This is a genomic window from Methylobacillus glycogenes JCM 2850 (assembly GCF_000617925.1).
Taxonomy (GTDB): domain Bacteria; phylum Pseudomonadota; class Gammaproteobacteria; order Burkholderiales; family Methylophilaceae; genus Methylobacillus; species Methylobacillus glycogenes.
The window spans coordinates 115,798-129,400 of the sequence record NZ_BAMT01000002.1 but is presented as its reverse complement, the minus strand read 5'-3'; the positions used below and the strand labels follow the sequence as shown (position 1 = coordinate 129,400).

The following is a 13,603-nucleotide window of genomic DNA, read 5'->3' as shown; positions in this document are numbered from 1 at the left end:
TAAACTCTAACGCCAGCATAAGTCACAACAATCAAGCATTTAAATAAGGCATGTCATTAAACCGAATTTCACAATTCTGCAATACTGGCATGCATAATTTGCCCAACCCTTGCCATGTTGCAGCGCTTTTCAGACATTACTCAGGCCAATGACCACAGCTAGCCATCTCCGCTATATCAAGAATGAAGACAACCCCACCGTCAAACGCCTTCTGCGTGCTGTGGAGCCTGTACTCGACACCATGCCCTGCCTGGCCGTGCTGGCGATTTTTCAAGAAAATTTGCAGCTGTTTGCTTTACCAGTGGTGAATGCCGAGCATAAACCTGTGGGCATTGTCGAACGTCACGCTTTTGTCGAGACCTTTATCAAGCCTTACACCCATGAGATTTATGGCAAAAAACCCATCGCTGAATTCATGAACCAGTCACCCTTGCTGGTGACCAGCCAGACCTCCATCGATGACATCTCGCGCATCATTATCGATGCCGGCATGCAGCATATGGTCAGTGGCTTTATCGTCACTGAAGATGAAAAGTATGTGGGTATCGCCAACGGTCATGACTTGCTCGATGAAATCACCCAGCGCAAACAGGCCAATCTGTTTTATCTGGCGCATTTTGACCAGCTGACCAAGCTGCCCAACCGCGTACTGTTTATGGACAGGCTGGCCATGGGCCTCGCTGAAGCCAGCCGTCAAGGCTCCAAAGTCGGCCTGCTATTCATAGACCTGGATAAATTCAAGCATTTCAATGACTCCATGGGCCACGCCTTTGGTGACCAGTTGCTGGTGACCGTGGCAGGCATACTGACCCGCTGCTCGCGCGAAATGGATACGGTGGCACGTTTGTCCGGTGATGAATTCACCATCATTGTCGACAATATCACTGGTCAGAAAGACCTGGATAGTTTGTGCTGGCGTATCCTCGATACGCTGAAACTGCCGCAGCAGATCATGGGGCGCGAAGTGTTCATTTCCGCCAGCATAGGCACGGCCACCTTCCCGCAGGATGACGTAGACCCCAACAATCTGTTGGTCAAGGCTGATGCGGCGATGTATGAAGCCAAGCGTGGTGGGCGCAATACCTACAGGCATTACACCACTGGCATGCGTTTGTATTCGCTAGATCGCATGTCGCTAGAGACCGACCTGCGCCTGGCGATTGAGCGCAATGAATTTGAACTGTATTACCAACCAAGTGGCGCTAGACAGTGGCCGTGTGGTCGGCATGGAAGCCTTGATACGCTGGCATCATCCACAACGCGGTTTATTGACGCCTATACACTTTATTGAAATTGCCGAGGAAACCGGGCTGATTGTTTCCATCGGTCAATGGGTCATTCACGAGGCTTGCCGCCAGCATGAAGCCTGGGTAAAAAATGGGCTGCAACCCATGCGTATCTCGGTGAATATCTCCGCCATGCAGTTTTACCAGAGCGATTTCTGCGGCATGGTGGAAGGCATTATTCAGGAAACTGGCATCACGCCTTCTTTCCTGGAGCTGGAGCTGACCGAAAGTATGTTTATGCAGGATGCCGATGCTGTGGTGCGCACCTTGCGCCGCCTGCATGCACTCGGCATCAAGCTGGCGATAGATGATTTTGGCACTGGTTATTCCAATCTCAGCTATCTGCGTAAATTCCCCATAGACAGGCTCAAGGTCGATCAGTCCTTTATCAAGGGTATAGAGCATGAGCCAGTAACGTAGAGATTGTTAAAACCATCGCAGCCCTCGCCAAGAGCATGTCATTGGAACTGGTGGCAGAAGGCGTGGAAACCGATATTGAGCTGCACTGGGCAGAATCCAGCGGCTGTAATTTCGTGCAGGGTTACCGCTTCTCACAACCTTTGCCTGCAGAGCAATTCACCCACTGGGTGGCGCAGTATGAGTGCCTGACCAAATCTGACTACTTAACTACGCTGTAACTCAGCAAAAATAGCGAGCAAGCGCTCGCCACGCCATTCTCAGAAACGTTGTGACTGCTTACGACGCCAGCGCGCAAATACGCCCACCAGGCCTAACAACAACATGCTGAGCGTGGAAGGTTCAGGGACGGCGCTGACCTGCCAGCCTATATCGCGCAGCGCAGCATAATCCAGCGCGCTGAGATATTCGCGCTTACCGGGCACTGTACCCGGATCCATGAGATTGTCCGCTTCCACGCCATAAGCCAGTGCGCAGCCACCCCATCCACAGGTACGGCAGAACCGTAGACAGCACTGGCATATTCCCCAGTGAACACGCCGTTCTGCACCAAGGCATCCCAGGCGGCTGAGGCACCAAAGCCCAGCAGATGCGCAATTTCATGAGTGGCAGTGGTCAGGAGATCAGGCTGCCCTGCTGCCAAGCCACTGTCATCCAGGCCTATATACCAGGCTGATAGCTGTTGAACCAGATGGAGCCACCCCAAGGGGCCACATCGGTAGGGACAGCCGCCAAAGCGCCTGCCTGGCCACGGCCAGCCACGGTGTCCAAAAACGCCTGACTACCCTGGGCACTTACATTACCGCCACCCGCCGCGCCCAACACGCTGCCACTGAAAGATGAAGCACCGACAAATACCACCAGGCTGTTTTCCGGCACAAGCAGGTTGCTGACCGTAACCTGCTCCAGCCAGTTACTCCAGCTCGGGTGCTGGAAACTGACGCTCCAGCTATTGCCCGCGCTCGCGTCTATCGCCAGCAGATTATCTGTAAAGCCACTGAACACCGAAGCTGCTTGTTGTAGCACTTCACGCCGCATCAAGCCAGCGGAGCTATCTTCACTGAACCAGCCACTGCGGTCAAAGCGATAATCAAAGACTATATCCAGCGCTTGGGCGGAATTCGCCAGCAGCAAACCGGGGATAAGCATCAGGGCAGATAAGCGGGACACAGACATTTGGGTAATTCCAATAAACGTTATTGAGAATCATTATAATCCTCATTATCACAAATGCTCAAGCCATGACATGATGAGGTCTCCGTGTGCTTTGGGGTTTGATTGCTGAATACTGCCCTCCTACGGTCTCGGTCTTCTGCACTGACCTCATTTTTTAGCCCCCTGCTGCTGCCTCCTTCCTGCTCATGCCCGATAAAAGTATGATGCTGCTACTGCATTTTTTAACCATTTTTAACCCTGGCTTGTGCATGATTGAGCTGCTGAAATTACTGCTGACCCGGCCCTGGGCGTTTCGCTTGCGTATGTTGGATGAGCATCTGAGCAGCATCCAGGCCCAGCCCGCGTTACAGGGCTGGCGGCGCTTTATAGTGGAGTTTCTTTATTTCGGCATCAAGGAAGCCCGCGCCTGCCTATTCGTAGGCTTGTTCTTTGCCGCGGTATTTGTAGTGCCGCGTAGTGGGCTGCTGGGGGTGCCACGTTACGATGTGTTGTTGCTGGCAGCCCTGGGCATACAAGCCTGGATGCTGATGGCAAAGCTGGAGACCTGGGACGAACTGAAGGCGATTTCCTTATTCCATGTAGTAGGATTTGCGCTGGAAGCATTCAAGACGTCAAGTGGCATAGGCTCATGGTCTTACCCGGATTTTGCCTATAGCAAGCTGTTTGGCGTGCCCTTGTTCTCGGGTTTTATGTATGCCGCCGTCGGCAGCTATATCATTCAGGCCTGGCGATTACTGGAATTGCGCGTGGAGCATCATCCGCCGCACTGGATGGCGGCGCTGATGGCGCTGATTATCTATGCCAACTTTTTCACGCATCACTTTATAGGCGATTACCGCTGGTATGTGGCAGCTTGCGCGCTGGGGCTATACGCACGCACCACCGTCATTTTCAAGCCCTATGACAGGGAACGCCGTATGCCCTTGCTACTGGCATTCATACTGATAGGTTTGTTCATCTGGCTGGCAGAAAACATCAGTACCTTTTTCACCATCTGGCAGTACCCCAATCAAGTTGGCGCATGGTCGGCCGTGCATGTCAGCAAATGGAGCTCATGGTCTTTGCTGATCATCATGACCTTTACCATTGTCGCCAATCTCAAGCATGTGAAGCAGCGCATTCACGTGGCTTGAAGGTGAACGCCTAGCTCCGGGCTTATACAGCCGCCGCCGCTAGGCACCATGTGGCTGAAGCATCATGCCTCATGACTTAATTGACCAGGCTCAACCATTGGCCAGCTTCATCCATTGACCAGGTTGTTGAAGTGCTCTTTCTGCGCCAATACCTGGTCGGTATCAACAAAGCGCGCCGCAATGGCCTGGAAGGCATCCTGAAGTTCAATAAAGGCATCCACCATATCTGGGTCAAAATGCTGAGCTCTACCCTCAATGATGATGGCCGCTGCTTTTTCATGTGACATGCCTTCTTTGTAAACCCGACGGCTGATTAGGGCGTCATACACATCCGCCACCGCCATCAGCCTGGCTGACACTGGAATATCTTCGCCAGCCAGCCCCTGCGGATAACCGCTACCATTCCATTTCTCGTGGTGGCAATAGGCAATTTCCTTGGCCAAGGTGAGAAATTCGACCTCACGACCCAACTGTCGCTCAGCAAACTCAATCACCTGCTTGCCCAGTAGGGCGTGGGTTTTCATGATTTCAAACTCATGTGGCTCGAATTTTCCGGGCTTGAGCAAAATGCGATCCGGAATGCCTACCTTGCCTATGTCATGCAAAGGCGCAGATTTAAATAACATCTGGATAAATGCAGGCGTCAACAAGGCCTTGAACTTGGGGTGGGTGCTGAGCTTTTCGGCCAGTTCCTTGACATAAAACTGGGTGCGGCGGATATGGTTACCCGTTTCCGAATCACGCGTTTCCGCCAAGGAGGCCATGGTCAGGATGGTGACATCCTGCAGGGCGACCAGCTCGGTGGTGCGCTTTGCCACCTCTTGTTCCAGATAGGCTGCCTTGTCCTTGAGGAAATCAGCACTAGCCTTGAGTGTCAGATGATTGGCAACACGTGCCAGCGTAATCGCTGGGTTGATGGGCTTGGTAATGTAATCGACGGCACCCAGCTCCAGCCCCAGTTCTTCATCTGCGGCCTCTGAGCGCGAGGTGAGGAAAATCACCGGGATGTCATGGGTCTTCTCATCGCTTTTCAGGCGCTTACATACCTCGTAACCATCGATGCCCGGCATCATGATATCCAGCAGGATCAAATCCAGATGGCGCTCCTCCGTGGCGATGGCCAATGCCTTCTCTCCACTATTGGCCACCTTGACCCGGTAATGCGGCTTCAATAGCTCGGTCATCAGCGTGAGGTTGTCTGGCGTATCATCAACCACCAGTAAAGTTGGCTTTGTCAGCAATTCATGTGGCGCATTCAAGATAATCCCCTTCCAAGGTTCAATATGTTCATGAAATCTCTGCCTTGAGCACTGGTTTGGATGTAGTCAGGCTCTGTCTTGTAAAAGTAAATCGTCACAACTTTATTGTTTGAATGGTGTTTGCATGATTTGATCCAGCTTGGTGAGCGCTAGATCAAAGTCATATTGCTCTATCGCCTTAATCATAGGTTTCAGGGTCTGCAATAGCGCAATATCCGTCACGCGCTCACTTAAGCCTGATACCAGGCTTAAGGCCTCTGCATCACTGGCACGTAACATGTCCTGCAGTTTCAGCAGCAGCGCTTGCAGTTCGCTAGCAGAAAGCGATGGCTGCGCCTCATGCGCTGGTGCTTGCAATGAGGCCAGACTTTCCAGCACTTGATTCAGCTGTAGTACTGTTTCCGCCAATGTTGCAGCCATGCTGTCAGCAAGGCTATCCGCTTGAGGATCACTAGCGGCTGCGGCCTCCGTGGTCATGCATGCTGCTTCCAGTTTGGCAGCAGAGGTCTGCAATGCAGTGGCCCCGATATTGCCAGCCACCCCACGCAAGGTGTGCGCCTCTCGGGCCGGAGCGTTGTCATCATCCCCTGCTATTGCCGCCTGGAAACGCTGCTCGAAATCCTGCTGCCCCTCACGGAATTTGATCAATACCCGACGGTAAAGCTCAACATCGTGCATACAAACCTGCAAGCCCTTATCTACATCTATGCCGACCAGATCGGTAAACTCGCTGGCCTCCAGGTAGCTGACGTCCATGCTGCTGGATTGTGGCCTGATCCACTTGGCATGATCTCAAACATGGAGGCAATATTGAGCGGCTTGGCAATATGATCCAGCATGCCCGCATCTATGACTTTCTGCCTGTCGCCTGCCATGGCGTTGGCTGTCATGGCAATGATGGGCAAATGCCGCAGTGAGGGATTGGCACGGATGGCCTGAGTTGCAGTATAGCCATCCATCACGGGCATCTGGCAATCCATCAGAATGCCATCAAAGGCAGCGTCTTTTTCCAGCAGTTTCAAGGCTTCTGCCCCATTGACGGCAATCACCACCTGCATGCCAGCACGTTCTAGCAGTTCCTGCGCCAGCTCCTGGTTGAGATCATTGTCTTCCACCACCAGTATGCGCGCGCCATACAATGCCGCAATGGCTTGATCATCTGCGGAGGTTTTTACTGCGGAATATTCCACGATATTGCCTTTGCCAAGCGCCTCCCCCACGGCCTCCAGCAGATGCGAAGGGGTAACAGGCTTGGTCAAGGCCAAACGGATAGGTATCTCTCGCTGTCTGGCAGACTCCAGTGCCTCCTTGCGGCCAAACGCTGTGACCATAATCACCGCAGGTGTTTGCGTCAGGCCAGCCTGCAGCATGCGCTGCACAGTCTCTATGCCATCCAGCTTGGGCATTTTCCAGTCCATCAGCACCAAATCATATGGCAGGCCATGAGCATCAGCCTTGGCCAACATGTCCAAGGCCTGAGCGCCATCCCAGGCGGCATCGACTTCTAGGCCAAAGGTACGTGCCATGGTGGAGAGAATTTCGCGGGCAGACATATTGTCATCCACCACCAGCACCCGCACGCCTAACAGCTCCCCCGCATGGAACATGCGACGCGAAAAAATATCCTCGCTAGTGCCAAAGCTGACCTGGAAGTGGAAGGTGGAACCCTTGCCCAATTGGCTTTCAACCCAGATTTTGCCGCCCATCAACTCGACCAGGTTTTTTGAAATCGCCAAGCCCAGGCCAGTGCCGCCATATTTGCGGGTAGTCGAAGTATCCGCCTGACTGAAGGATTGGAACAATTTGCCACATTGTTCTTCGCTCATGCCTATGCCGGTATCACTGACCCAGAAATGTAGCTCATGTTTATTTTCCGAGACAGCAACGGTTTCAATACCGACCACAATCTCGCCCTGCTCGGTAAACTTGCTCGCATTGCTACCCAGATTGATCAGTATCTGCCCCAGCCGCAAGGCATCTCCCACCAGTGTGCCCGGTACATCCTGCTTGATATCAAAAAGTAGCTCCAAGCCTTTGTCTTCAGCACGTATGCCCACTACATTGGCCAGATGATCCATGACATCTTCCAGGCGGAAAGCTACGGCTTCCATCTCCATGCGCCCGGCTTCTATCTTGGAGAAATCCAGAATGTCATTGATGATGCCCAGCAGGCTTTCCGCAGCGAGATTGACCTTGCCAATATAGTTGCGCTGGGCATTATTGAGATCGGTCTGCAAGGCCAGGTGTGACATGCCTATGATGGCGTTCATGGGGGTGCGTATCTCATGACTCATATTGGCGAGAAAATCGCTTTTAGCGCGGGTTGCATCTTCCGCCACTTGTTTGGCGCGTATTACTTCTTGTACCGCCTGATTACGCTCTGTGACATCAGTGGAAACCCCGCACACCCCCAGCAAGCTGCCATCGTAGGAGTAAAGCGGGAATTTGTTGGAAAGACAGGTACGCTCGCCAAGATTGGCCGTGGGCACCAACTCCTCGATTTCCAGGGCCTGGCCCTGCTCCGCCACATAGCGGTCATTGTTCATGATGACCTCGGCCTCTTCCGGCGGGAATAGCTCGCTATCATCGCTGCCTATGGCTCGCTGCCTGGAAATGCCTGTAATTTCCTCCCAGCGCCGATTTACGATCTTGTAACGGCCTTGGATATCCTTGAAATAAACCGCCGCAGGGCTGTTTTCAATCACGCCTTCTATCAAGGTGCGGCTATCGTGCAAATCTCGCTCAGCCGCCTTGCGTGCAGTAACATCGCGAATAGAAGCGCAGACACACAAGCCACGCCCCCCTATATCAGGCAGTTTGGCCAGGCTGACATCCACGGGAAACTCGCTGCCATCCATCCTCGCGCCGCGCAATTCCATGGATACACGTTCCCGCTCGGGCGTTTGAATAAAGTGATTACGCCACTCCACATGCTGTTGCCGGATTTTGCTAGGCACCAGGACTTCAATCGGCTTGCCTATCAGTTCTTCTATCGGGAATCTGAACATATGCGCCAATGGTGGGTTGACCAGCATGATGGTGCCGGAACGGTCTATGACCAGCATGCCATCTGGTGCAGATTCCACAATGCCGCGGAACCAGGCTTCAGTTGCCACCACTTCCTTCTGCCTGGCTTCCAGCTCCCCGGTTTGGGCTTCCAGTCTGCTGGCCTGGCTGGTGGTTTCCATCAGGAGCTCCTGGGTTCTGATGCTGCGCTCCAATATCTCTAGATTGACTGCCAGGGCCGGGGTCAATGCATCCAGCAGGGCTTGCTCACGCAAACCGAAGGTATGCAAGGTGGCAAACTCCAGCACGCCCAGCAAGCGCCCGTTACGCAGCACTGGAATCACCGCAATGGTCTGTGGCGGCGCTTCCCCCAGACTGGAGGCTAGGCATCCAATATCATCATGGCAAGGCGCATAAAAAAGCCCAAGATGCTTAACACCTTGGGCTGTCTTATCTAGCGTGTATATTCACATCCGGCTTGTGGATTAGAACGGAATATCGTCCTCGAAATCATCAAAGTTGTTACCACCTGCTGGCTTGGCCGCAGGAGCTTGACGCTGTTGAGAGGGCGCAGGCGCTGATGATTGTCTGGGCGCGGACTGGCTATAGTCCTGGTTGAAGTCTTCGCCGCCATCATAGCTAGCACCACCTCCACCGCCACCACCATCACGGCCACCCAGCATTTGCATTTGGTCGGCAATGATTTCAGTGGTGTATCTGTCCTGGCCTTCTTTGGTTTGCCACTTGCGGGTCTGCAGGCGGCCCTCTACATAGACTGGCCTGCCCTTCTTCAGGTATTCGCCAGCAATTTCAGCCAATTTGCGGTACATGACAATGTTGTGCCACTCCGTGCGCTCCTGGCGCTGACCGTTTTTGTCTTTCCAGTTATCAGTGGTGGCAATGCTGAAGTTACAGACCGCTTCGCCATTGGGCATGTAGCGCACTTCGGGATCACGCCCCAGATTGCCGACCAGAATTACCTTGTTAACCGATGCCATTTTTATCCCTTAATCAATTGCAGCGCTGCAGAATCATCCCAGCTTGCCTGCATGTCTACTTTTAATATCACCATGCCCTCAGCGGGCAGGACGACGGATTCTCGCACCCCTGGCAACGCAGCCAGTTGCCTGGAGAGCAGCGCTGTATCTAAACCATGCCCAGCAGGCAGGTGGAACATGCGGCTGCGGACCGCGGCAGGTGGCTGCATGGTCATGACGCTGACCAGCCACAGGATCATCAGTATGCCACAGAAGACAAACACGGCAGCATAGCCATATTCGCTCGACAGCCAGCCACCAGAAACGCCGCCAACGAAGATACCTAGAGACTGCGCGGTATTGAATACCCCTATCGCCGTGCCCTTGGCCGAGGCGGGTGCTTGCTTGGAAATGGTCGAGGGCATGATGGCTTCAAGAACGTTGAAGGCGATGAAGAACACGGTCAATGCGGTGACTACCCCCCAGAAACTGTTGATCCATAAACCAAAGGCAATTTCTGCCAGCAGCATGACAGACACGCTGGCGATAAACACTTGCTTGAGCTTGGCTTTCTTTTCGCCATAGATGATGGCAGGCACCATCAAGCCCAGGGAAATCAGCATGATGGGCAGATAAATCATCCAGTGATCGTTTTCGCTCATGCCACTGCCTTGCTTGAGCGCAAACGGCACCACCACAAACATGGCCATATGCGAGGCATGCAGCGCAAAGATGCCGAAATTCAAACGCAGCAACTGGGTGTCGCGCAGCACTGGGCCTAGTTTGCCCGGAGCGGCCTGGGTGTCGGAGTGGAAACGGCTGATCTGCGGATCAGGCACCAGATACTTGATATCCAGTATCGCTAGCAAGGCCAGCACACCTGTCAGCATAAAGATGCCGGAGACGCCTATCCACTGGTTCAGGGTGGGGCCGAGTATCAGCGACAAGGCAAAGGTCACACCTATGCTGCCGCCTATCATGGCCATGGCTTGGTTCTGTGCTCTTCACGCGTGAGGTCGGCCACCAGCGCGGTAACGGCCGCCGATACCGCCCCTGCGCCCTGAATAGCGCGACCGACGATGATCATGTGGATGTCATCGGCAAGGGCTGCCACCAGGCTGCCTATGGCAAAGATGACCAGGCCGACATAAATCATGTTCTTGCGGCCTATGCGATCCGAGGCCATACCGAAAGGTAATTGGAACAAAGCCTGGGTCAGACCATAAGCGCCCAGCGCCAGGCCAATATAAAAGTGATCATGTCCGCTGGGCAGAGTCTCGGCGTAGATGGCAAAGATAGGCAGGATCAGGAACATGCCCAACATGCGCAAGCCATAGATAGAGGCCAGGCTCAAGGTAGCCCGCAGTTCGACAGCGGACATGCGATTAGGCGTTGACATTAAAAATCGTTGAAGTAAACAGGCGAAGTTGCGTATATTAACAGGTTGCCCCACCTTAAGTTAACTAAACCCAACAGGCGATAAGTCTCTATTCAATGGATTACATACGCATACGTGGTGCCCGCACCCACAATCTGAAGAATGTCTCACTGGACCTGCCACGCAACAAGCTGATTGTGATTACGGGCCTGTCGGGCTCAGGTAAGTCCTCACTGGCATTTGACACTCTGTATGCCGAAGGGCAACGCCGCTATGTCGAGTCGTTATCGGCCTATGCCCGCCAGTTCCTCGCGCGCATGGACAAGCCAGATGTCGATCTGATCGAGGGCTTGTCACCTGCAATCTCGATAGAACAGAAATCCACCTCGCACAATCCACGCTCTACCGTGGGCACGGTCACCGAGATTCACGATTATCTGCGTCTGCTCTACGCGCGCGGCGACCCTGAGTGCCCGGACCATGGCATCAAGCTTGAAGCCCAGACTGTGTCTCAGATGGTGGACAGTGTGCTGAATCTGCCTGAAGACACCAGACTCATGATACTGGCGCCAGTGGTCAGCAATCGCAAGGGTGAGCAACTGGATCTGTTTGAAGAGCTGAAGGCTCAGGGTTTTGTCCGCGTGCGCGTGGATGGTGAAACCTATGAGCTGGACGCCGTGCCCAAGCTGGCCAAGACCATCAAGCATAATGTCGATGTGGTGGTGGACAGACTGAAGATACGCGCTGATATGAAGCAGCGCCTGGCAGAGTCTTTCGAAACTGCCTTACGTCTGGCCGATGGCAAAGCCGTAGCACTGGAAATGGATAGCAATAAGGAACACCTGTTCTCAGCCAAGTTCTCCTGCCCGGTGTGCGATTACTCACTGGCCGAGCTTGAGCCACGCTTGTTCTCCTTCAACAACCCCATGGGCGCTTGCCCTAAATGTGATGGCCTGGGGCAGATCAGCTTCTTCGACCCTAAGCGTGTGGTCGCCTTCCCACATTTGTCTTTAGCCAGTGGTGCCATCAAGGGCTGGGACAAGCGCAACCAGTTCTACTTCCAGATGTTGCAGAGCCTGGCCCAGCATTATGGCTTTGATCTGGAACTGGCATTTGAAGCCTTGCCTGCCGAAGTCCAGGATGTGCTGCTGAACGGCAGTGGCAAGGAAAGCATAGCCTTCCAGTATATGAACGAGCGCGGCAAGCTCTATGAAAAGAGCCATAGCTTTGAGGGCATACTCAACAATCTGCAGCGCCGTTACCATGAAACCGACTCCATCACCGTGCGTGAAGAGCTGGCCAAGTATCTTAACTCTCAGGCCTGCCCCGAATGCAGCGGCACACGTCTGCGACGTGAGGCACGCCACGTCAAGGTCGGCAGCCGCAATATCCACGAAGTCTGCGAAGCGCCGCTGAAGGAGGCCCAGCATTTCTTCGATACGCTGCAACTCAGCGGCCAGAAGCTGGCGATTGCCGACAAGATCGTGCAGGAAATCAGCAGCCGCCTGAAATTCCTCACCAATGTTGGCCTGGAATATCTCTCGCTGTCACGCTCTGCCGAGACTTTATCCGGCGGCGAGGCGCAGCGTATCCGCCTGGCTTCGCAGATAGGTTCCGGCCTCACAGGCGTAATGTATGTGCTGGACGAACCCTCTATAGGCTTGCACCAGCGTGATAACGACAGACTGTTGCAAACCCTGGTGCGCCTGCGCGACATCGGCAACAGCGTTATTGTGGTGGAACATGACCAAGATGCCATCCTGGCAGCAGATTATGTGGTGGATATCGGCCCAGGCGCAGGCGAACATGGTGGCAATATTGTCGCCGCAGGCACGCCTGCCGAAATTCAGGCCAACGCTGATTCCTTGACCGGGAAATACCTCAGCGGGGTCAAGGAAATTGCCGTACCCAAGAAACGTCATGCACCTGACCCCAAGCGCTGGCTCAAGCTCTCCCACGCCACAGGCAACAACCTCAAGGATGTCAGTGTGGATTTACCCGTGGGTCTCTTGACCTGCGTGACCGGGGTCTCAGGCTCTGGCAAATCCACGCTCATCAACGACACGCTATACCGCGTGGTGGCCAAGCACCTCTATGGCAGCTCGGCAGAGCCCGCCGCGTTTAAGGAAATTGAGGGCCTGGAGTTCTTCGATAAAGTCGTGGATGTGGATCAAAGCCCGATAGGCCGTACGCCACGCTCCAACCCTGCCACCTACACTGGCTTGTTCACACCCATACGCGATCTGTTTGCTGGCGTGCCGGAAAGCCGTGCGCGTGGTTATGGCCCTGGTCGTTATTCATTTAACGTCAAGGGTGGCCGCTGCGAAGCCTGCCAGGGCGATGGTGTGATTCGCGTGGAAATGCATTTCCTGCCCGATGTGTATGTGCCATGCGATGTGTGTAAAGGCCATCGCTATAACCGTGAAACCCTGGAAATTCATTACAAGGGCAAGAATATCCACGAGATTCTGGCGATGACGGTGGAGCAGGCACGTGAGTTCTTTGATGCCGTGCCCGTGGTGGCGCGCAAACTGCAAACACTGCTGGATGTGGGCCTGGGTTATATCACCCTGGGTCAGTCTGCCACCACACTATCTGGCGGCGAGGCACAACGCGTGAAACTGGCACTGGAGTTATCCAAGCGTGATACGGGGCGCACGCTGTACATCCTGGATGAGCCAACCACAGGGCTACATTTTGCCGATATTCAACTGTTGCTGGATGTGCTGCACCGCTTGCGCGACCATGGCAATACCATTGTCATCATTGAGCACAACCTGGATGTGATCAAGACTGCCGACTGGATCATAGACATGGGCCCAGAAGGCGGCGACGGCGGCGGCACCATGATTGCCAATGGCACCCCGGAACAAGTGGCGGCCACCAAGGGTAGTTACACAGGCAAATACCTCAAGCCACTGCTGAAATAAGCGCTGCAGCCTGCCCAGGCCTGCAAACAAACAAGCCGCAC

General features: G+C 54.0%; 11 protein-coding genes and 1 pseudogene. 5 read left to right on the top strand and 7 right to left on the bottom strand.

Annotated elements, in window-relative coordinates; translation table 11 throughout:
* The first annotated feature begins 148 nt into the window (after positions 1–148).
* From JCM2850_RS20285 to JCM2850_RS23335, 3 genes are read left to right on the top strand one after another with little or no spacing between them, the layout of a single operon-like run.
* A complete protein-coding gene (locus JCM2850_RS20285; protein WP_051525268.1) occupies positions 149–1,291 on the top strand; it encodes a GGDEF domain-containing protein in 1,143 nt (380 codons plus the stop codon).
* Positions 1,227–1,706 (top strand): EAL domain-containing protein, encoded by a 480-nt coding sequence (locus tag JCM2850_RS20280; RefSeq protein ID WP_081774956.1) that lies wholly within the window; start codon positions 1,227–1,229, stop codon positions 1,704–1,706. The genes JCM2850_RS20285 and JCM2850_RS20280 overlap by 65 nt, the downstream gene beginning before the upstream one ends.
* Positions 1,707–1,741: 35 nt before the next feature.
* Positions 1,742–1,924 carry an EAL domain-containing protein gene (locus JCM2850_RS23335; RefSeq protein WP_051525266.1) on the top strand — a complete coding sequence of 61 codons (183 nt, stop codon included), beginning with the start codon at positions 1,742–1,744 and terminating at the stop codon, positions 1,922–1,924.
* Positions 1,925–1,963: 39 nt separating this feature from the next.
* Here JCM2850_RS23335 and JCM2850_RS22430 read toward each other — a convergent pair whose 3' ends face one another.
* Positions 1,964–2,143 carry a PEP-CTERM sorting domain-containing protein gene (locus JCM2850_RS22430; protein WP_234406093.1) on the bottom strand — a complete coding sequence of 60 codons (180 nt, stop codon included), beginning with the start codon at positions 2,141–2,143 and terminating at the stop codon, positions 1,964–1,966.
* A 220-nt stretch (positions 2,144–2,363) separates the two neighbouring features.
* Positions 2,364–2,879, bottom strand: a complete 516-nt coding sequence (locus tag JCM2850_RS22425; protein ID WP_051525264.1) for a hypothetical protein — start codon at positions 2,877–2,879, stop codon at positions 2,364–2,366.
* Positions 2,880–3,127: 248 nt separating this feature from the next.
* On the opposite strand from JCM2850_RS22425, the gene JCM2850_RS04420 reads away from it, so the two are divergent.
* Positions 3,128–4,012 carry a DUF817 domain-containing protein gene (locus JCM2850_RS04420; protein ID WP_234406092.1) on the top strand — a complete coding sequence of 295 codons (885 nt, stop codon included), beginning with the start codon at positions 3,128–3,130 and terminating at the stop codon, positions 4,010–4,012.
* Positions 4,013–4,119: 107 nt separating this feature from the next.
* Here JCM2850_RS04420 and JCM2850_RS04415 read toward each other — a convergent pair whose 3' ends face one another.
* From JCM2850_RS04415 to JCM2850_RS17055, 5 genes and pseudogenes are all read right to left on the bottom strand, one after another.
* Positions 4,120–5,271, bottom strand: a complete 1,152-nt coding sequence (locus JCM2850_RS04415) for a response regulator (RefSeq protein ID WP_025870031.1) — start codon at positions 5,269–5,271, stop codon at positions 4,120–4,122.
* Positions 5,272–5,373: 102 nt separating this feature from the next.
* Complete coding sequence (locus JCM2850_RS20260) at positions 5,374–6,027, bottom strand: Hpt domain-containing protein (RefSeq protein WP_051525263.1); 654 nt, start codon at positions 6,025–6,027, stop codon at positions 5,374–5,376.
* The gene (locus JCM2850_RS17060) at positions 5,976–8,612 is read right to left on the bottom strand and encodes a response regulator (RefSeq protein WP_051525262.1); all 2,637 of its coding nucleotides are present in this window, start codon (positions 8,610–8,612) and stop codon (positions 5,976–5,978) included. The genes JCM2850_RS20260 and JCM2850_RS17060 overlap by 52 nt, the downstream gene beginning before the upstream one ends.
* Positions 8,613–8,762: 150 nt before the next feature.
* Complete coding sequence (locus JCM2850_RS04405; protein ID WP_025870030.1) at positions 8,763–9,275, bottom strand: single-stranded DNA-binding protein; 513 nt, start codon at positions 9,273–9,275, stop codon at positions 8,763–8,765.
* A 2-nt stretch (positions 9,276–9,277) separates the two neighbouring features.
* Positions 9,278–10,653 (bottom strand): annotated as a pseudogene (locus JCM2850_RS17055) (MFS transporter).
* Positions 10,654–10,748: 95 nt separating this feature from the next.
* On the opposite strand from JCM2850_RS17055, the gene uvrA reads away from it, so the two are divergent.
* Positions 10,749–13,562: an excinuclease ABC subunit UvrA gene (gene uvrA / locus JCM2850_RS04395; protein WP_025870028.1), complete on the top strand. Its 2,814-nt coding sequence runs from the start codon at positions 10,749–10,751 to the stop codon at positions 13,560–13,562.
* Positions 13,563–13,603 lie beyond the last annotated feature (41 nt).